This is a genomic window from Paenarthrobacter sp. Y-19 (assembly GCF_029223985.1).
Taxonomy (GTDB): Bacteria; Actinomycetota; Actinomycetes; order Actinomycetales; family Micrococcaceae; genus Arthrobacter; species Arthrobacter nicotinovorans.
Map to the genome: position 1 here is coordinate 2541229 of NZ_CP119414.1, position 18987 is coordinate 2560215.

Consider the following 18987-nt stretch of genomic DNA (forward strand, 5'->3'; position numbering starts at 1 on the left):
CCATGACGCGGAACATGCAGGTTTCTGTCAGAGCAGCAACAGCGGCGGCAGTAATTGCCGCAGTGGCAGCCACAGTTTCCTGCAGTTCCGGTCCCCCGGTCTCCCCCGCGTCCTCAACAGCCGCGTCGGCACCGGCATCCACTGCTTCTCCAACATCGGCGCCCACGGCGCTGCAGCGCTTCGATTCGGAGGGCTTGCGCGCGGACTTTGAGCGGACAGCCAAGGAAGTCCTTGTCCCGGGAGCCATGGTGCTGCTGGAAACTCCCGGGGGAACCCTCACTGCGTCTTACGGCACAGGTACCCGCGGCGCCGAACGGCCGGTCTCAATGGCGGACCACATCCGGGTGGGTTCGGTCACCAAGACCTGGACAACCACAGTCATTCTTCAGCTCGTCCAGGAGGGCAAGCTCGCCCTTGGTGATCCCGTTTCAAAGTACCGTCCAGACGTTCCCAATGGTGACGGCATCACTCTCGAGCAGCTCCTGACCATGCGGAGCGGCTTGTTCAACTACACCGAAACCCTTGAGCTCAACTCAGCCATGGATAAAGAACCGCGCAGGGAGTGGAAACCGGAAGAGCTCCTCGCGCTGGGGTTTGCCCATCCGCCATATTTCGCGCCGGGGCAAGGCTTCCACTATTCCAACACGAACACGGTCCTTCTGGGCCTCATCGCCGAGAAGGTCGCAGGAAAGCCACTCGGTGATCTCTTCAAGGAGCGCATTTTCCAGCCCCTCGGCTTAAAGGGAACGGTCTTTCCGGACATTTCGTCCAACAGCATTCCGGAGCCACATCCCCAGGGCTATTTCTACGGTGACAACGTCCTGACGATGACCAATCCTGCCCTTCCCGAGGACATGCAAAAGGAAGCCGCCGCGGGCACCCTGGCCCCGAACGACGTTACTGATGTCAATCCGTCATGGGCCTGGGCAGCAGGGTCCGGAATCTCCACGACCACGGACTTGAAGATCCTCGGCGAAGCCCTCGTTAATGGGAAGCTGCTCGATGCCGGGCTCCAGCAACAACGACTCGACAGCGTCATCCCCACCAACCCGGAAAACCCCGACCGTGCTTCCTACGGCTGGGGCATAGCGAAGTTCGGGAAGCTCTACGGCCATACCGGCGAACTTCCGGGCTTCAACACCTTCATGGGCAGCGATCCCGTCAACGGAGTGACCCTCGTGGTGTGGACAAATCTGGCACCGGCGGCCGACGGCCGGGACCCTGCCGTGACCATCGCGAGGTCACTCATCGGCAAGGTCTACCAAGCCGGGAGCTGACGCCGGGTCCGTTACCTCTTGATTCGCCGGAGCTCTTGATTCGCCGGGAAACGCGATATATCGTGTTTTCATCAACGCGATATATCGCAACTTGGAGGGATCATGTCAGACGAACTATGGACCGTGACGGGCCCGCAAACCATTGAAGTGGATAACGTCCGCTCCCTGAAGCTGGGCATAGTGAAGGGCCGATTCGACGTCGTGACCCACGACGAACCCTTTGTCCGCATCGAGATCAGCGAAATCACCGGCGACCCCCTTACGGTGACACTGGTGGACGGGCGCCTGGAAGTGCGCCACCAGCTGCAGGGGCCGCAGGGCTGGTTCCGCAACCTCATGGGGACCGTCAACAACAGCAGCACCAACTCGGTGGTGGTCGGGATCGCGCTGCCACCCGGCGTCGACGTCGAGGCCGGAACCGTCAGCGGCGACGGAATGGTGTCCGGCGTCAGCGGCCGCACGCGCCTGAACACTGTGTCAGGTTCCGTCATGGCGGACGGCACCAACGGCGAACTCCACGTGAACACCGTCAGCGGGGAAGTCATCGCCAGGAACCACGACGGCGTCCTGACCGCCAAGAGCGTCTCGGGCGAAGTCACGGCGTCGGGCACCTTCAAAAGCGTCCGGGCAAGCACAGTCAGTGGCGACCTCAGCTTCGATCTCCAGGACTACACGAACGACTTTGGAGCCAACTCGGTCTCCGGCGACCTCACCATCCGGCTCCCCCACGACGTTGGCCTGGATATCGTGGCGAAATCAGCCAGCGGAACCGTAGTGATCGATGACCAGATGTACGCCCAGCCCGGCAGCAATGTCCACACAATCGTTGGTCCTGACGAACGGCTCATGCTTGTCCGCACCAATACGGTCTCCGGCAAGACCTACATCATCCACGGCTCGGCACCGTCACCGGACAACAGCCGGCAGTCGCCAGGGGAAGCTGGTCTCTGATGCCTCCCGTCTTCGCCCACGGCGCACTGCGCCTGTACCTCCTTGCCCTCTTGGAAACCGGTCCCAAGCACGGCTACGAACTGATCAAGGCCCTCGGCGACCGCTTCGGCGGAACGTACTCCCCCAGCGCCGGAACCATCTATCCGCGACTGGGCAAGCTGGAAGAGGACGGTCTCGTCGCTACAGAGACCGAGGGCCGGCGCACGAAATACTCCATCACCTCAGCCGGGCGCGCGGAACTGGACAGCCGACGGGAGGAACTGGCGGACGTCGAAGACACCATCTCCGCCTCCGTCAGGCGGCTCGCCGACAACTTACGCGAGGACATTCGCAGCAACATGCGCGGCCTTCGTGCCGATCTTGCCGCTACGGCGGAAGTAGCCCGCACAAATGCCACCTCCGCCGCTTTCCGCAGTCGGACGGCGGGCTACACACCGGAAGGCCAGCGCATCCTCAAGGAAGCAGAATTAATGGTGCAGGCCTTCCGGGACGATATCCGCGTGGAGTTGCGTCAACACGGGGCTGCCCGCCCGCTGACGCCAGTGGCACTGGAAACGGTCCGCGCGGTCCTGGATCAGGCTCGAATATCCATCAGGAATTCACTCAACAACTGAGCTGAGGCAAAGCGCCCCGCCGCGCGGACGCCTCCCGGTTCGCGGCGCAGCACCCGGATGTGCGAAACTGGAGGGCAGCTCTATTGAGTATCAATCATTGAAGGAGGCCAGCTATGAGCAAGCGTGCACGTAAGCGTCGTGACCGTAAGCGCGGCGGCGCGAACCACGGCAAGCGTCCCAACACCTAAGCCAACGGCTTAGCGTCACAGGCTTAAGAGCGAGGGCCCCGGAAACCATGCGGTTTCCGGGGCCCTTGGCGTTAAACCCTCACAAGACCAGGCCGTGCCAGCCGGCGGCCGGATCAGGCGTCAACAGGCTTGATCGAGTGAATCCTGTCCAGGATGGAATTCTTGAGGTTCTCGGGAGCGGATTCGGTGCACGAACGCTTGACCATGGTGCGGATGAGGCACTCAAGGTCATACTGTTCTGCACACTCTTCACACGTATCCAGGTGCTGCTTGATTTCCGTGAGGTCCTCACGTGTCAATGCACCGTCGAGATACTCATAGATCCGCTGCATTCGCGTATCGTCGCAATCGCCCAATCCCTGGCAGTCGCTCATTTCTCTTTCTCCTGATTGTTGCTTCCGGCCGCAGCCTGATCTTCGGTGTGGGCCTTGAAGCCCCGTTCGGCGGCATAGTCCGCCAGCATGTCCCGCAGCATCTTCCGGCCACGGTGCAACCGCGACATGACAGTGCCGATCGGGGTATTCATAATCTCCGAGATTTGCTTGTAGGCATATCCCTCGACATCCGCGAAATAGACAGCCAACCGGAATTCTTCCGGAATTGCCTGCAACGCGTTTTTGACGTCGGAATCCGGCAGGTGGTCAAGAGCCTCAGCTTCGGCTGAACGCAGGCCCGCCGAAGTGTGCGACTCGGCTTTGGCCAGTTGCCAGTCCTCGATCGTGTCCGAATTGGACTGCAGCGGTTCTCGTTGCCGCTTCCGATAGAGGTTGATGTAGGTGTTGGTCAGGATCCGGTACAGCCACGCCTTGAGGTTGGTGCCGGGCTTGTACTGGTGGAACGCTGAAAAGGCCTTGGTGTAGGCCTCCTGGACGAGGTCCTCCGCGTCAGAAGGGTTCCGCGCCATCCTCATGGCAGCCGAGTACAGCTGGTCGACGTACTGCATTGCGTCGCGCTCAAAACGCTCGCGCCGCTGCTCCGGGCTCTCCGCTGCAACATCGACGGCGGCCGGCGCCGGGGCGTTATCGTCGTCCGTCGCGTCGGCTGCTTCGTACATGGCCGCTGCGGCCGGTTCAATGGTGCTCATCGTTGCCAAGTCTACTGTCAGCTTGGGAGAATCCGGCTGCACCCCGTACCCGGCCTCCGGTAGAACCATGCGGTCCTTCACCAAAGTCAAAAAACCAACTCCGTTCAGCGAGCGGCAACGCCGTGCCGCAGTCCGGTCTCCACCGCACCTGAAACTCACAACGGCCGCTGCTGGGTAAATATTCCGCAAAAGTGCAAGACTAGATCCGACTGCACCCCGTGAACACAACACTCATCGAACAGTGTGGCAAGCCACCCAGGAGGCAAAACATGTCTTTTATCCGTTTTCTCGCGCGGCCCATGCTCGCATCCAGCTTTGTCGTTGCAGGTCTGGACAAGCTCAAGAACGCTGACGACACCGCCAAGCAACTGTCACCGGTCCTTCGACGAGCCTCTGAATCGCTGCCCTTCAAAGCGGACGAGAAGACCCTCGCCCGGGTCCTGGGTGGAGCCCAGCTCGGCGCCGGAGCCCTGCTCGGACTGGGTAAGCTTTCGCGTTTCGCAGCGACAGTGCTCGCGCTGACGTCCGCCCTGAACTCCTACGTCGAATGGCGTTCAGCCGACATCAGCACCAAGGAGGGGCGCACCGCCCGGAAGGCCCAGCTCCTGAAGAACATCTCACTTACCGGCGGCGTGTTGTTGGCGTCGGTGGACACCGAAGGCCGTCCGAGCATCGCCTGGCGGGCCGAGCACCTTGCCGCCGACGCCAGGAAGGTCACCGGCAAGCAGATCAAGAAGGCAGACAAAGCAGTGCGCAAGGCCGTAGACAACGCAGTTGGAGCATAAGGAAGCATGACAGGTACCACCGCCGCCAATACCGAACCGGACAAAGCCGCCAGCCTCCCGCTATGGCCGGCCCCTTATGCCAAAGGGCCCGTGGACGCCACCGTGACGGTCCCAGGTTCAAAATCGCTGACCAACCGGTACCTGGTGCTGGCAGCCTTGGCGGATGGTCCTTCGCGGCTCCGGGCTCCGCTGCATTCACGCGATTCGGCCCTGATGATCCAGGCCCTCAGGCAGTTGGGTGCCACCGTCACCGAGGTACCCGGTGACGGTGACTATGGGCCCGACCTGGAGATCACTCCCCTGGACCCCTCTGCTTCGAGCTCAACGACAGCCATCGACTGCGGTCTGGCCGGTACCGTCATGAGGTTCGTTCCCCCGCTGGCTGCCCTGCGCAGCGGCGCCACAGTCTTCGACGGCGATCCCCATGCCCGTAACCGTCCAATGGGAACCATCATCGAGGCACTGATCGCCCTGGGAGTTCCGGTCGCAGCCGAAGGCGGCAGGACGCCGTCGTCCCTTCCTTTCACGGTGGAAGGCACCGGCGAGGTGCGCGGCGGTCACTTGGTCATCGACGCGAGCGCTTCCTCCCAGTTTGTCTCGGCGTTGCTGTTGGTAGGCGCCCGCTTCACCGAAGGCCTGCACTTGGAGCACGTGGGCAAACCCGTTCCAAGCCTGGACCACATCACCATGACCGTTGAGGTGCTTCGGAGCGTGGGCGTTACTGTCGATGACTCCGTACCCAACCACTGGCGCGTTTCGCCCGGCAGGATCAGTGCTTTCGACCAGCGGATCGAGCAGGATCTCTCAAACGCCGGCCCCTTCCTGGCCGCCGCCCTGGCAACGCACGGCACTGTCCGCATTCCCAACTGGCCCACCGGCACCACACAGGTGGGCGATCTCTGGCGGACCATCCTTGCTGCCATGGGCGCAAGCGTCACCCTTGACGGGGGAACACTGACGGTTACAGGCGGCAATGAGATCAAGGGTGCTGATTTCGACGAAACCAGCGAGCTCGCGCCGACCGTAGCCGCACTGTGCGCTCTGGCTACCGGCCCTTCGCGATTGACGGGCATCGCCCACCTCCGCGGCCACGAAACAGACCGCCTCGCTGCCTTGGTTGCCGAAATCAACCGCCTTGGTGGCGATGCGGAAGAAACTGCCGATGGCCTGGTAATTCGCCCAGCTTCCCTCCATGGCGGAGTGGTACACAGTTACGCAGACCACCGAATGGCCACTGCCGGCGCCATCCTGGGACTCGCCGTCGACGGCGTCCAGGTTGAAGACATCGCCACAACATCCAAGACGATGCCCGAGTTCCCGGAGATGTGGGCACGAATGCTTGACTCCGCCGGCACGAATGAGGCCGGCAACTGACCATGGGCCGCGACGCACGTTCCTGGGACGAATCCGATGTCCGGATCCGTCCCAACAAAAAAGGATCACGACCCCGGACCAAGGACCGTCCCAGCTACGATGACGCCGTGATCGGACGGATCATCACGGTGGACCGCGGGCGGTACCGGGCAATCGTTGACGAAGACTCCCCCAACGAACGCATCATCATCGCCGCACGCGCCCGCGAACTCCGGCGCAACCCTGTTGTGCCCGGTGACTTCGTGGCCCTTGTAGGCGACGTTTCCGGGTCTCCGGACACGCTGGCCCGGCTGGTCCGGGTGGAAGAACGCCGGACCCTCCTTCGCCGCAGCGCCGATGACACGGATCCGATCGAACGGGTAGTCGTGGCCAACGCCGACCAGTTGGTGGTGGTTGTTGCAGCCGCGAATCCCGAACCGCGGACCGGGTTCATCGACCGCGCCCTTGTGGCGGCGTACGACGCCGGTATTGAGCCATTGCTGCTGATCACCAAGGCCGACGTGAAGGATCCCACTGAACTGCTGGCCAACTACGTCAGCCTGGATTTCCCGGTGATTATCAGCCGGACAGCCGATTCTGAAGCCGGCGGCATTGATGCCCGATCCGATGATGGGCTGTCGGCCCGGTTGGACAGGGATGCTGTTTCCCGGCTACGCGCACACCTCGGTGGCAAAGTGACCGTCATGCTGGGCCACTCCGGTGTGGGCAAGTCCACCATGGTCAACGCGTTGACGGGCGCCGAGCGGGCCACCGGCGGCGTGAATGCCGTCACCGGACGTGGCCGGCACACTTCGTCGTCGGCATTGGCGCTGAAGCTCGCGGATGCCCCCTCGGGCAGCTGGATCATTGACACCCCCGGTATCCGCTCCTTCGGCTTGGCCCACGTGGATCCGGACCGGATCTTGCATTCCTTCCCGGACCTCGAACCCGGCACCGAAGCATGCGAGCGGGGATGCAAGCACGACGCTACGGCAGTGAACTGCGGGCTGGACACCTGGGTCAATGAAGGACATGCGGGCCCTTCAGGGGTGGCGCGCCTGGCGTCACTGCGTCGCCTGCTGGGCGCGGACCCGCGCCTGGAGGCCAAAGAAGCGAAAGAGCTCGGCACGGTTACTTGATGACACTGGAAAACTGAAGGTGCAGCGGTAACGTCCCCACCGCCGCCAGTATTTCAGGATAGTTTGGTGCCATGACCCAACCCGCTTCCACCTACAACGACGACCTGCGCCTGGCCCATGTCCTCGCCGATTCCGTCGACGCCCAAACCATGGATCGCTTCAAGGCCCTGGACCTGCAGATCGAAACCAAGCCGGACCTCACCCCTGTCACCGATGCCGACAAGGCTGCGGAGGAGGCTATCCGCGGTCAGTTGTCGCGCTCGCGTCCACGTGATGCAGTCCTGGGTGAAGAGTTCGGCAGCAGTGGCCACGGATCGCGGCGCTGGATCATCGATCCCATCGACGGAACAAAGAACTTTGTCCGCGGCGTTCCAGTATGGGCAACGCTGATCGCGCTCGTCGATGAAGGCGAGCCCGTCGTTGGTGTGGTCAGCGCTCCGGCGTTGGGCAAACGCTGGTGGGCTGCCAAGGACATGGGCGCCTACATGGGTCGGTCCCTCGCTTCAGCAACCCGCCTCAAGGTGTCCAACGTTTCACGCCTGGCCGACGCTTCCATGTCCTACTCCAGCCTGTCCGGCTGGAAGGAGCGGGGCAATCTGGACGAATTCATGGACCTCACGGAGGACGTCTGGCGCACACGTGCCTACGGTGACTTCTGGTCCTACTGCCTCGTGGCCGAGGGCGCGGTGGACATCGCCTGCGAACCGGAGCTGAACCTCTACGACATGGCTGCGCTCGTCCCCATCGTGACGGAGGCTGGCGGTCGCTTCACTTCCCTGGAAGGCGAAGACGGACCGTTCGGCGGCAACGCCCTCGCCACCAACTCCATCCTGCATTCGGAAGTCCTGAAGCGTCTGAACCCCGGACTGGACGACCTCCTGCAGCCCCAAGCCTGAGGCCGGCCCTACTCCGGATTGCCGAATTTTCGACGGCGGACGCCCGCTTTTGTGCGCGTCCGCCGTTTTTTGTTCGCGGAAATGATGATTTGGCATTCCGCGTAACAAAGCGCTTAACAAAACCCCACGGCTTTGGATCGTCCCCCGGACGTGCCTTAGCCTTTTTTACAGGTCACGAGTGCCAGCGCTAAACCCCGGTTTGCTGGCCGGCAACCCTCCATTCGCGGTGGGGTGCCCCGGGTGACGACCCGGCCGGTCCGGAACGGATGCGGCAAGCGCGGATCCCCCCTGTGGGGGTCCCTCTTGAGTGAGGTCCCATGAGCACAGTCACGTTCAACGCAAACACCATCCCTTCCTTTGTTGACGAAGCCGCCCTCGAATCGGCAGCTGCGCGTCCCCTCGCCGCCGTCACGGGCGCGGAGCTTCAGGCGCCTCTGATCCAAGGTGGCCACGTCCGCTATGCCAACCTCGACTACGGCGCGTCAGCCCCTGCGCTGACGATTGTTTCCGCCTACCTCAACGAGGTCCTCCCGTACTACGCCAGCGTTCACCGCGGGGCAGGCTTCGCCTCGCAGATCAGCACCTCCGTCTACGAGAATTCCCGGAACATAGTCCGTGACTTCGTTGGCGGACGTGCAGACGATTCGGTGATCTTTACCCGGAACACCACGGACTCCTTGAACCTGCTGGCCGGCTGCCTCCCGCAGGTCGACGGCGGGTTTGCCGGCGAGGTCCTGTACTTGGACATTGAGCACCACGCAAATCTGCTGCCGTGGCAGGGCGTGCCGCACCGCAGCGTGGTTGCGGCGCCGACCCTGGCCGGAACGCTGGATAAGATCGAAGCCGAACTGGCCCTGGGCGGCGTCAGCCTGCTCGCCGTCACGGGCGCCTCGAACGTCACCGGAGAGATCCTGCCGATCGCCCGGCTTGCCGCGCTGGCCCACGAGTACGGCGCGAGGATCGTGGTGGATGCAGCCCAGCTCGCTCCGCACCGCCGCGTCAACATCGCGGAGGCTGACGTCGACTACATCGTCTTCTCAGGACACAAGCTCTATGCGCCGTTCGGCGCAGGAGTGGTAGTGGGCCGCCCGGACTGGCTCGACGCCGGGATCCCGCACCTGGCAGGTGGCGGCGCTGTCCGCGAAGCGCGCTTGGACTCCGTCAGCTGGGCCACGGGTCCGGCGCGGCACGAGGGCGGTTCCCCCAACGTCCTGGGCGCCGCGACGCTCGCCCGCGCCACGCAGGTACTCGCCGGCCTCGACCAGGACGCCTGGCACGCACACGAAGCGGGCATCCGCAGCTACCTGGTTGAGGGCCTGGAAGCCATCGACGGCGTAACAGTCCACCGGATCTTCAGCGATTCCGAGGACACCATCGGCGTGGTCAACTTCTCCGTAGAAGGATTCGACGCCGGACTGGTCGCCGCATATCTGGCGGCCGAACACGGAGTGGGCCTCCGCGACGGACGTTTCTGCGCGCATCCGTTGCTCAAGCGGCTGGGACTGCCTTCGGGTTCCCTGCGCGCAAGCTTCGGCGTCGGCTCCCGGTTGGAGGACGCCACCAGGCTGCTGGCAGGCATCGAGGAACTCAAGCGCAACGGCCTGGGCTGGGACTATGTGGTGGACGAGGGCCGCTGGGTACCGGCCAACGACCACCGCAGCTACCCCGAGTGGGCGCCCAACACCCCGGGCACAGCCGGTGCCGCTCCCTGCACGGTCGACTAGAGGGTAAATTCGTAGGGTACCTCTAACGGCCCTGTGAAGGAGTTTGCGTGTCCCTGCGCTCAGCGAACGGCGCTCCAGTCACTCCCGGTCCCGCCGGTCCCCGCGGACCCAAACTCCATGCCTCCCGCCGCCATGAACTTGGCCAAAGCTTCCAGGATGGCGGAGAGCACTACGATCGCGTGCGGCCGGGCTATCCTGTGGACTCCGTTGATTGGCTCCTACCTGAAGGGGCATCGACAGCTGCGGACCTCGGCGCAGGAACGGGCAAGTTCACCGCTCTCCTGGCCGGACGCGGACTTGAGGTGGCCGCCGTCGACCCTTCCACCGATATGTTGGCGCAACTGCGAAAGGCCTACCCCGATGTTCACGCGACGGAGGGGACGGCCGAGGCAACCGGACTGGCGGACTCAGCATTCGACGTCGTCAGCGTTGCCCAGGCCTGGCACTGGTGCGAGCCCCTTGCCGCGAGCACGGAGATCGCCCGTATCCTGCGCCCCGCGGGGGTTCTGGGGCTGATCTGGAACCAGTTGGACACCTCAATTCCCTGGGTCCACAGGCTCTCGCGCATCATGCATGCAGGCGACGTCCACAAGCCGGGATTCCGGCCGGTTATCGGCCCGGAGTTTCACGGACTGGAACGCCACCTCACCAGGTGGGAGGACCCGCTCTCGCCCGAGGACATCATGGAGTTGACCAAGTCGCGCAGTTACTACCTGCGCGCCAACGAAGCGACGCGGGCCAAAGTCATGGGCAACCTCCAGTGGTACCTCTACGAACACCTTGGCCACGCGCCGGGAGACACCGTGCCGCTGCCCTACCTGACGCAGACCTGGCGTGCATACAAAGTCCACGATGCCACACCACGGTAGGCTAGGGGTGTGAAGACCAGTACGCCCTCCTCCTCGATCGAGGACTACGTCAAGGTCATCTACTCCTATACGGAGTGGCAGGACAAGCCGATCACGTCCTCACAGCTTGCCCTGCGGCTCGGGGTCGCCAATTCCTCGGTGTCGGAAATGGTGCGAAAGCTCAAGGACCAAGGCCTCGTTGACCATCAGCCCTACAGCGCCATCCGTTTGACCTCCGAAGGCATGCGCCTCGCTCTTTCGATGGTTCGCAGGCACCGCCTCATTGAGACGTACCTGGTGGAGGAACTCGGCTACAGCTGGGACGAGGTCCACGACGAAGCCGAGATGCTGGAGCATGCGGTGTCCGACACCTTCATCGAACGCATGTCAGCCAAGCTCGGCCACCCCGTGCGGGACCCCCACGGCGATCCGATCCCGTCAGCGGACGGTGCCGTTGACTTGCCGCATGCGTACCGCATGATCGAACTCGACCAGGGCCACTCGGGCCGCATAACCCGCATCAGCGACGAAAACCCCGAACTCCTCCGGTACCTTGCCGCAGAGGACATCGCGCTCGACGCACCCGTTGAAGTGATGGGGCGCAAGCCTTTCGGCGGGGCATTGGTGGTCCGGATAGGCAGCGGCGCTGCCGGTCGGGAGTTTGACCTGGCAGATGAAGTCGCCTCCGCGCTGTGGGTGAAGAGTGCCGGCACCCACCAAGGCTGCGTGCTCCCGGCCAGCTGACCCTTGCCGCACGGATGGTCAGCCGGGCTGCCCGGCCGGACCGCCGTCGTCGGACGCTGCATCCGGTTCCCGTTCAGCGGCAGCCGCCGCCTCGCGTGGCGGGTTACGGATCCCGACGGCGGACGCCACCGCGCCGGCCAGGAACAGCAGGGCGGTCACCACCAAGGCGTTGTACAGCCCTTGCCTGGTGAAAACCGGTCCCACAATCACACCCGCGAAAGCGATCGAAATCAGGCCTGCGATACGGGCAACCGCGTTGTTGACGGCAGAGCCGATTCCGGCTTCCGTCGGCGGAACAGCGCCGAGGATCGCGGCCGTCAGAGGCGCTACGAGCGTCGCCAACCCCAGGCCGAAGACAATCTGGCCGGGCAGCACCTGCGTCCAGTAATTGAGGGGCTCCTGCACGGACAGGGACATCAGGAAGCCCACACCGCACAGCAACGGACCGATCGTCATGAACCATCGAGGACCGTACTTGCCGGCCAGGCCCCCAAAGTATGAGGCTCCCAGCATCAGGATGACGGTGCCCGGGAGCAAAGCCATGCCGGCCACGGTGGCACCCAGCCCTCCGACCTGCTGCAAGTAGATTCCCAACACGAAGAAACCGAGGGATATTCCGGCATAGATGGCCAACGTGCCGACGTTGCCCCAGGCAAAATTGCGGATCCTGAACAGTCCGAGCGGCAGCATGGGCTCGGGCGTCCTGCCCTCGTGGAACAAGAACAGGACCATGGCCAGCACACCGAGAATCAGGGGCACCCACACCTGCGGACTCCCCCATCCCATGCGTCCCTGCTCGATGAACGCGAAGACCGGACCGCCTAAAGCAACCATGGCCAGGAACGCCCCAAGATAGTCGATCCGCTTCGTCTTGTCCCTGGCGGCGTCGGAGGCGCGAAGACCGGCGAGCATGGGCCAGATGGCCAAGGCCGGAACCACATTGATGAAGAAGATGACCCGCCAGGACAGAAGATCGACGGCGGCGCCACCGATCAGCGGACCAACAATGGCCGCCGCGCTGGTCCATCCTGACCACTGGCCGATGGCCTTCGATTGCGCCGGCCCGGAGAACGACGTGATGATCATGGCCAGCGAACTTGGCACCAGGAGCGCACCTGCGATCCCTTGGAGGGCCCGTGAGACCACCAGGACTTCACCGCTCCACGCCAAGCCGCAGAGCATCGACGTGACGGCGAAGCCTGCCAGGCCCCATTCAAGGATCCGTGCCCGCCCGAAATGGTCTGACAAAGACCCCGCCACCAGAATCAAAGCCCCCAGCGTGAGCAGGTACGCGTCCACCACCCATTGCTGTATCACCAGGCCGCCACCCAGCTCCCGGCCGATGGCGGGCAGTGCGAGATTCACCACAAAGCCGTCCAGGATGGCAACGAACGACGCCACGATTGCCACCACAAGGACCCGTTTTTGGAGGGGTGTACTCGGCAACAGGACAGGAGCGTCAGTCATGTGCACAGCCTACGCCGCGTAAGTCCCGTATCGTTGAATGGTGATCAGCAGACGTGATGCCGCTTTGGCCCTTGATATTTCGATGGAAATGGCTCAGCGCCACGGCATTCCGTCCCGACTCTCCGAAGCCGAGCTCCGCGACCTTCAGGACAATCCGCCGGCCTGGCTGGCACAGTCCCGGGCCAACAGAACAGGAAAGCGACCTGTCTGGGTCCACCTCACCTGCGCCGTCTGCGGCTATTCCGAGGCTGTCCGACCCAAGAAATGGTGGCCGGACTTTTCCTTCGTCTTCTGCGGAACCCACCGGAACAGTGAACTCCCCAAGCTCTTCCTGGGCGAGGTCCGGAGCGAGTACGAAGGCGTCGGCAGCCGCTTTGTCGGCGTCGTGGATGTTCCGGAGAACAAAGCCTAGGCAACCTTCACTGCTGGCTCATTTCCGATGGATAGGCCGTGAGCTGAACAGTTTTGCCGTCCCGTAGTACTGTCAGCGGAAAAGCTTGCCCGATGGCACCCTCGAACAGCAGTTTCTGCAGGCTTTCCGCGCTGGACACGGCCCTGCCCTGCGCCCGGAGCACGAGGTCCCCCGCCAGTAATCCGGACTTCTCGGCGGGCGAACTGGAAATGACCTCCACCACCCTCAGGCCTTCCTTCTGGCCGGTCCTCACCACTGCGCTTGCATCCAGCGGAATTGGGGTGCTCACCAGGCCCAGATAGGCACGGCGCACTCGGCCATCCCTCAGCAGGGAGGCGATGATGCGTTGCGTTGTCGTATTGATGGGCACCGCCAGGCCCAGCCCCAGACCTGCCACGGCAGTGTTGATTCCCACGATGCGTCCCTTGGTATCCGCCAGTGCACCTCCGGAGTTTCCCGGGTTCAGCGCTGCATCGGTTTGGATGACGTCCTCGATGACCCTCCTGTGCTCGCCTGCACGAACAGGGATGGATCTTCCCAGGCCGCTCACCACACCGGCGGTGACAGAGCCGGACAACCCCAGGGGATTGCCCACGGCGACCACCAGTTGACCTACCCGCAGGGAATCGGCGTCGCCCAGCAGGGCCGGCGGCGGTGTGGATTTCAAGCCGCGGACTACGGCCAGGTCGGACAACGGATCTGCGCCCACCAGCTCCACGTCAGTATGTTTGCCATCGGCAAAGACGGCCCTGCCGGACTGGAGGCCTGCCACCACGTGGGCGTTGGTCAGCATGTATCCATCAGCGGTGAAGACCACTGCGGACCCGCTGCCGACTTGGACCTGGCCCCTGCGGCCTGTGCTCATCATTTCGATGGCGGCGACATGGGGTGTCACGGACTCGGCCACCCGGATAACCACTTGCGAGTAGGCGTCCAGGGCTTGCTGCTCATCAGGATCCTGAACGAATTCCGGCTCCATGCTCATTTTGTGCCTCCCGCTGCCTCCGGCGCCTTCCGCCGCCTGCCGGGCGATGCGCCTATCCACTTCAACGATCCACGGAATGCAGGTAGTCCTTGCCGCAGTACGCCTTAGGTGAACGCATCCGGTTCGGGGCACAGGAAAGCCCCTAGACCGCGAGGGTCCAGGGGCTTTCCCAGGGGTGGAGATGGGGGGAATTGAACCCCCGTCCGATGTCGTGTTGTCAGGGCTTCTCCGGGCGCAGTTTGCGTCGGATTTTCTCGGCCCCAGCCATCCTGCAAACAGGTAGCTGATCCGGGCCCAGTCATCTAAGAGTCCCGTTTACCTCAATGACGAAGGCAAACAGCAGTGGCTATCTAAATGACGCCAGGAACCGGGGCGATAGCAACCCCGGGCTGACGGACTGTCTTACTGCTTAGGCAGCGAGAGCGAAGTCAGTGCGCTTAGATTCGGCACTTATTGGTTTGCAGACAGCGTTTACGAGATAATTCTGCATCCTCGGCCCGCTTCACCTGTCGCGACTAACATCGTCGAAACCGATCATCCCCGTATTTTGTTACCAAACCCGACAGAAGGGTTAATCTCCTGTCGGACTACTCATCATAACGCATCCAGCAGGCAAGTAATTCCCCCTGGTACACCCACGTGCCTACCGGCGGTTGCGTTCACGCAGCTCACGGAGCGATTCACGCTTGTCCTGCTGCTCACGGAGGGTCTGCCTCTTGTCGTAGTCCTTTTTACCGCGGGCGATGGCGATCTCCACCTTTGCCCGTCCGTCCAGGAAGTACAACTGCAGCGGAACTACCGTGAAGCCGGACTCGCGGATCTTCTGCGAGATCTTGTCCAGTTCGTCACGGTGCAACAGGAGCTTGCGACGCCGACGCGCGGCATGGTTGGTCCAGCTCCCCTGGTGGTACTCGGGGATATGGATACCTTCCATCCACAACTCGTCGTTGTAGAACGTGCAGAACCCGTCAACCATTGAAGCGTGGCCTTCGCGGAGGGACTTCACTTCTGTCCCCATCAGCGCGATGCCGGCCTCGTAGGTATCCAGGATGAGGTAGTTGTGCCGGGCCTTCCGATTGGTGGCCACTACCTTACGGCCACTTTCCTTGGGCACGGTAGAACTCCTTGTTAGTTGCGGATTTGAACCAGTGTACGCCAGAGCGGGCCGTTTCCCGGACCCTAGAGAAGGGTCATGGGATCCACCGCTGTACCGTTCAGCCAGGTTTCGAAGTGCGCGTGGCAGCCTGTGGAGTTACCCGTGCTGCCCGAGTAAGCAATGAGCTGGCCCTGCGCGACCCTCTGCCCGTTCGCCACCACGATGCTGCTGTTGTGGTAGTAAATCGTGGTCAGCGAGTTGCCTTGCACCACACCGTGGGACAGCTTGACGCGCCATCCACCGCCGTCGGCAGAGTTCCAGCCTGAGTTGAAGACCTCACCTGCGGCTGCGGCGTAAACGGGAGTCCCGCACGGGGCGCCGAAGTCGATGCCGGTGTGCATGTAACCGCCGGTGCCGTAGAAGTCGATGGTGCCGGGCGGCGTCGCGCGCCATCCGAAACCCGAGGTGATCGGAACATAGCTGGCGAAGGGATGGCGCAGGCCGAACGCCGACGGCGAACCGGCAGCCGGCGGAACATAAGGAGCTTCAGGAGGTGCCGGCCGTCCGGCGGCAGCGGCTGCCGCAGCGGCCGCGGCTTCTGCTTCGGCGGCGAGCCGGCGCTGCTCCGCTTCCCAGGCTTCCCGCAGTTTGCGGTCACGCTCGACGATCTCGGCAGCAACAGTGTCCTGTTCCGCCTTCACCCGCGCGAGGTTCGCTTCAATCCCCGGCTTGGCCGCTTGCAACTGTCCGTTGAGGCGCGTGGTGTCCTCGATCAGCTTGTCCACTTCAGCCTTCTTGCTGGCTGCCTCGTCCCGTGCTGATTTCTCCCGCTCAAGTGCCGCGTCTGCCTTGGCCTTGAGATCCTGGATTTCTTCCTCGACCGCCACCAGTCGCGCTTGCGAGTTCACGTTGGTGGCGTTCTGCTGGGTCAGTTTGGTCATGGCCGCGTTCTGGCTTCGCATGGCCTGGTCAGCGAGATCCATGGACTCGGTCAGGTTGCCGGACTCGCTGGAACCGAACAAAAGGGCGACATTCGTGGGCACGCCGCCGGACTTGTAGGCCTGCGACGCGATCTGCCCGATCAGCTTCTTGGTATCGGTGATCTTCTGCTTGTCGTTTTCCAGCTGCTCGGTAATCTTGGCCTTGTTCTGCTGGGCGAGTTCCACCCTGGCGGCCAAAGCCTCCACTTCCTTGACGGCACTCGCGACGCGGCCCTGCGCTTCAAGCAAAGCCTGCTGGGCGCCGGGAAGGCGGCCCTGGTAGATCACAAGATCGCCGGCGGCTTTCGCAATATTCGAGTCGACGAACTCCAAGGATGCCTGTACCCGTGCGGCCTCTGCTTCCAGTGCGGCCTGCTGGTCTTCGAGGTTGTCCGCATGCGCTGCAGGCGCTCCCGACAGGAGACTGACAGCCAGCCCGACGGCGAGGACGGCACCCAGCATCCGAGCCTGGCCCGACGCAAAGCGCCGACGCAGGGAGTTCGGGTCCAACGTGGTCATCAGGAATCCTTTTCGCTTGCAGCAGTGGTAAGTCCGAGGGGCATGGTCTTCATGGCTAAACCTTCAGGTATCGCCGGAGAGTCAACAGCGACGAGACCCCCGCCAGGCCCGCGCCCAGGGCGATGAGCACAGGGGCGATCACCAGGACCTGTGTGGAGGAGATAAACGGAGTATTCAGGAATTGCCGTGACAGGTCGCCGTTGAGCCAGAAGTGCGCCATCAGCCACAGGGTAACAGAGGCCAAAACCGCTCCAACGACGGCGGCTATGACACCTTCAAGGATGAACGGCAGCTGAATCACCGTCTTTGAAGCACCTACCAGCCGCATGATGCCCGTCTCCCGCCGTCGGCTGAAGGCCGATAGCCGGATGGTGGTGGTTATCAGGAGGACCGCGCAGAAAATCATCACCGCGGCCACGCCGACAGCCGCTACCGAGGCTCCGTTCATCCACGAGAAGATCCGTTCCAGGACCTGCCTCTGGTCGCTGACTGTTTCAACCCCTGGCTGGGAGGAGAACGTCTCGCTGATGATCTGGTACTTTTCCGGGTTCTTCATGTTGATACGGAATGAGGCCGGCAGCTGGTCCTCTGATACCGAATCAACGATCGGAGAGTTCGAGAACTGTTCCTTGAAGTGCTTGTACGCCTCGGCCTGGGATTCGAACTGGAAATCGTTGATGTACTGCTTCACCGCAGGAGACTCCAACATGGCCTGGAGGTTTTCCTGCTGCTCCTTCGTCGCCGGTCCCGACGCGCAGCCGACCGCCGTCGAACCGTCGTTGCAGAGGAAGACCGCCACCTGGACTTTGTCGTACCAGTAGCCCTTCATCTGGTTGATCTGCATCTGCAGCATTCCCGCCGCACCAACAAAGGTCAGCGAAACAAAGGTCACGAGCACAACGGAAATAACCATGGACAGGTTTCGGCGCAGACCACTGCCGATTTCCCCGAGGATGAAAAGGAGCCTCACAGCTGTGCCCCCTGCGCGCGGTCGAGTTCTTCGCCGCTGGCGTCCCGCAGCCGGCGCGATTCGCCGACTACCGGAATCATTGACGTGTACAGGGCCTTCGCTTCGTCGCGAATGACCTTTCCGTTTTTGAGCTCCACAACGCGGCGGCGCATTTCGTTGACAATGTCGTCATCGTGGGTGGCCATGACCACAGTGGTGCCGTTCTGGTTGATCTTGTCCAGGACGCCCATGATTCCCATCGAGGTAATAGGGTCCAGGTTTCCGGTCGGTTCGTCGGCAAGGAGGATTCCCGGACGGTTGACGACGGCGCGCGCGATCGCCACGCGCTGCTGCTCGCCACCGGAAAGCTCGTGCGGCATGCGCCGTTCCTTGCCTTCAAGGCCCACGGTCTTCAAGACCTCGGGGACCGTTTCGCGAATAATGGAGCGGCTCTTCCCGATGACCTGCATGGCGAAGGCGACGTTGGCGAAAACGTTCTTTTGCGGCAGCAGGCGGAAATCCTGGAACACGACGCCAATCCCACGGCGCAGCTTGGGCACACGCCAACTCGAAATGTTGGCGACATTCTGGCCGGCAACGTACACGGATCCGGCTGAGGCCTTGTCTTCCTTGAGGATCAACCGCAGGAAAGTGGATTTGCCCGAACCAGAGGCGCCCACAAGGAACGTAAATTCGCCTCGGTTGATCTCAAGGCTGACAGAATCGAGCGCCGGTCGGGCATTCTGCTCGTAGACCTTGGTGACATTCTCAAATCTGATCATGGCCCTTAGTACCCCGCCGGACATGACATGAGTCGCCCAGTCCAACAGCCGGAGCGCGGGCTTTCGATGGGGGAAGTGAGAGCACCGGCCACTCGACTATACGCACGGGTAGGCCAGCATTACGGGGCTTTCGGGGGCGTGTCGCGTAATAAGGGCCGAGTCTGGGAGCCCTCTGCCAGCCTCCTGCTTATTGG

Annotated in this window: 19 protein-coding genes, 1 other RNA gene and 1 riboswitch; of the genes, 11 read left to right on the forward strand and 9 right to left on the reverse strand. The window is 62.8% G+C overall.

Translation table 11 applies throughout. From position 1 onward, the window contains the following. The first annotated feature begins 2 nt into the window (after window positions 1-2). From PYR64_RS11935 to PYR64_RS11945, 3 genes are all read left to right on the forward strand, one after another. Complete coding sequence (locus tag PYR64_RS11935; RefSeq protein WP_189075160.1) at window positions 3-1277, forward strand: serine hydrolase domain-containing protein; 1275 nt, start codon at window positions 3-5, stop codon at window positions 1275-1277. Window positions 1278-1379: 102 nt separating this feature from the next. Further along, on the forward strand, window positions 1380-2228 hold the full coding sequence (locus tag PYR64_RS11940) for a DUF4097 family beta strand repeat-containing protein (RefSeq protein ID WP_018776385.1): 849 nt from the start codon (window positions 1380-1382) through the stop codon (window positions 2226-2228). Next, on the forward strand, window positions 2228-2842 hold the full coding sequence (locus PYR64_RS11945; RefSeq protein ID WP_189075161.1) for a PadR family transcriptional regulator: 615 nt from the start codon (window positions 2228-2230) through the stop codon (window positions 2840-2842). The genes PYR64_RS11940 and PYR64_RS11945 overlap by 1 nt, the downstream gene beginning before the upstream one ends. A gap of 301 nt (window positions 2843-3143) precedes the next feature. Here PYR64_RS11945 and rsrA read toward each other — a convergent pair whose 3' ends face one another. Then, complete coding sequence (gene rsrA, locus PYR64_RS11950) at window positions 3144-3404, reverse strand: mycothiol system anti-sigma-R factor (RefSeq protein ID WP_018776387.1); 261 nt, start codon at window positions 3402-3404, stop codon at window positions 3144-3146. Continuing rightward, on the reverse strand, window positions 3401-4114 hold the full coding sequence (locus tag PYR64_RS11955; RefSeq protein ID WP_269453275.1) for a sigma-70 family RNA polymerase sigma factor: 714 nt from the start codon (window positions 4112-4114) through the stop codon (window positions 3401-3403). Before PYR64_RS11955 ends, rsrA begins: the two co-directional genes overlap by 4 nt. 269 nt (window positions 4115-4383) lie before the next feature. Here PYR64_RS11955 and PYR64_RS11960 point away from each other — a divergent pair, with 269 nt between their 5' ends. From PYR64_RS11960 to PYR64_RS11990, 7 genes are all read left to right on the forward strand, one after another. Then, complete coding sequence (locus tag PYR64_RS11960; protein ID WP_055972066.1) at window positions 4384-4899, forward strand: DoxX family membrane protein; 516 nt, start codon at window positions 4384-4386, stop codon at window positions 4897-4899. A 6-nt stretch (window positions 4900-4905) separates the two neighbouring features. After that, complete coding sequence (gene aroA, locus PYR64_RS11965; RefSeq protein ID WP_039242096.1) at window positions 4906-6273, forward strand: 3-phosphoshikimate 1-carboxyvinyltransferase; 1368 nt, start codon at window positions 4906-4908, stop codon at window positions 6271-6273. 2 nt (window positions 6274-6275) lie between these two features. After that, window positions 6276-7391, forward strand: coding sequence for a ribosome small subunit-dependent GTPase A (locus tag PYR64_RS11970; protein ID WP_275775403.1), 1116 nt, complete (start codon window positions 6276-6278; stop codon window positions 7389-7391). A 71-nt stretch (window positions 7392-7462) separates the two neighbouring features. Next, complete coding sequence (gene hisN, locus PYR64_RS11975) at window positions 7463-8287, forward strand: histidinol-phosphatase (RefSeq protein ID WP_018776392.1); 825 nt, start codon at window positions 7463-7465, stop codon at window positions 8285-8287. Window positions 8288-8457: 170 nt separating this feature from the next. Next, a riboswitch (SAM riboswitch) is annotated at window positions 8458-8571 on the forward strand. A 33-nt stretch (window positions 8572-8604) separates the two neighbouring features. Further along, window positions 8605-10011: an aminotransferase class V-fold PLP-dependent enzyme gene (locus PYR64_RS11980; protein WP_055972057.1), complete on the forward strand. Its 1407-nt coding sequence runs from the start codon at window positions 8605-8607 to the stop codon at window positions 10009-10011. Between the two features lie 47 nt (window positions 10012-10058). Further along, entirely contained in the window at window positions 10059-10880 is an 822-nt protein-coding gene (locus tag PYR64_RS11985) for a class I SAM-dependent methyltransferase (RefSeq protein ID WP_110503934.1), read from the forward strand. A gap of 9 nt (window positions 10881-10889) precedes the next feature. Then, a complete protein-coding gene (locus PYR64_RS11990) occupies window positions 10890-11603 on the forward strand; it encodes a metal-dependent transcriptional regulator (protein ID WP_018776395.1) in 714 nt (237 codons plus the stop codon). 18 nt (window positions 11604-11621) lie between these two features. Here the strand turns inward: PYR64_RS11990 and PYR64_RS11995 are convergent, their stop codons facing one another. Then, window positions 11622-13076, reverse strand: coding sequence for an MFS transporter (locus PYR64_RS11995; RefSeq protein WP_026266934.1), 1455 nt, complete (start codon window positions 13074-13076; stop codon window positions 11622-11624). Between the two features lie 31 nt (window positions 13077-13107). Between PYR64_RS11995 and PYR64_RS12000 the strand changes: the two genes are divergently transcribed. Further along, window positions 13108-13482, forward strand: a complete 375-nt coding sequence (locus PYR64_RS12000) for a hypothetical protein (RefSeq protein ID WP_026266935.1) — start codon at window positions 13108-13110, stop codon at window positions 13480-13482. A 7-nt stretch (window positions 13483-13489) separates the two neighbouring features. Here PYR64_RS12000 and PYR64_RS12005 read toward each other — a convergent pair whose 3' ends face one another. The 6 genes from PYR64_RS12005 to ftsE all read right to left on the reverse strand — a co-directional run bounded on the left by PYR64_RS12005 (window position 13490) and on the right by ftsE (window position 18793). After that, window positions 13490-14461, reverse strand: coding sequence for a trypsin-like peptidase domain-containing protein (locus PYR64_RS12005; RefSeq protein ID WP_275779944.1), 972 nt, complete (start codon window positions 14459-14461; stop codon window positions 13490-13492). Between the two features lie 179 nt (window positions 14462-14640). Then, window positions 14641-15009, reverse strand: a transfer-messenger RNA (tmRNA) gene (ssrA, locus tag PYR64_RS12010). A 101-nt stretch (window positions 15010-15110) separates the two neighbouring features. Beyond that, window positions 15111-15581, reverse strand: coding sequence for an SsrA-binding protein SmpB (gene smpB / locus PYR64_RS12015; RefSeq protein WP_018776399.1), 471 nt, complete (start codon window positions 15579-15581; stop codon window positions 15111-15113). Between the two features lie 65 nt (window positions 15582-15646). Continuing rightward, window positions 15647-17062: a M23 family metallopeptidase gene (locus tag PYR64_RS12020; protein WP_018776400.1), complete on the reverse strand. Its 1416-nt coding sequence runs from the start codon at window positions 17060-17062 to the stop codon at window positions 15647-15649. A 55-nt stretch (window positions 17063-17117) separates the two neighbouring features. Next, window positions 17118-18032, reverse strand: coding sequence for a permease-like cell division protein FtsX (gene ftsX / locus PYR64_RS12025; protein WP_055972042.1), 915 nt, complete (start codon window positions 18030-18032; stop codon window positions 17118-17120). Then, window positions 18029-18793 carry a cell division ATP-binding protein FtsE gene (ftsE, locus tag PYR64_RS12030; RefSeq protein ID WP_018776402.1) on the reverse strand — a complete coding sequence of 255 codons (765 nt, stop codon included), beginning with the start codon at window positions 18791-18793 and terminating at the stop codon, window positions 18029-18031. Before ftsE ends, ftsX begins: the two co-directional genes overlap by 4 nt. Window positions 18794-18987 lie beyond the last annotated feature (194 nt).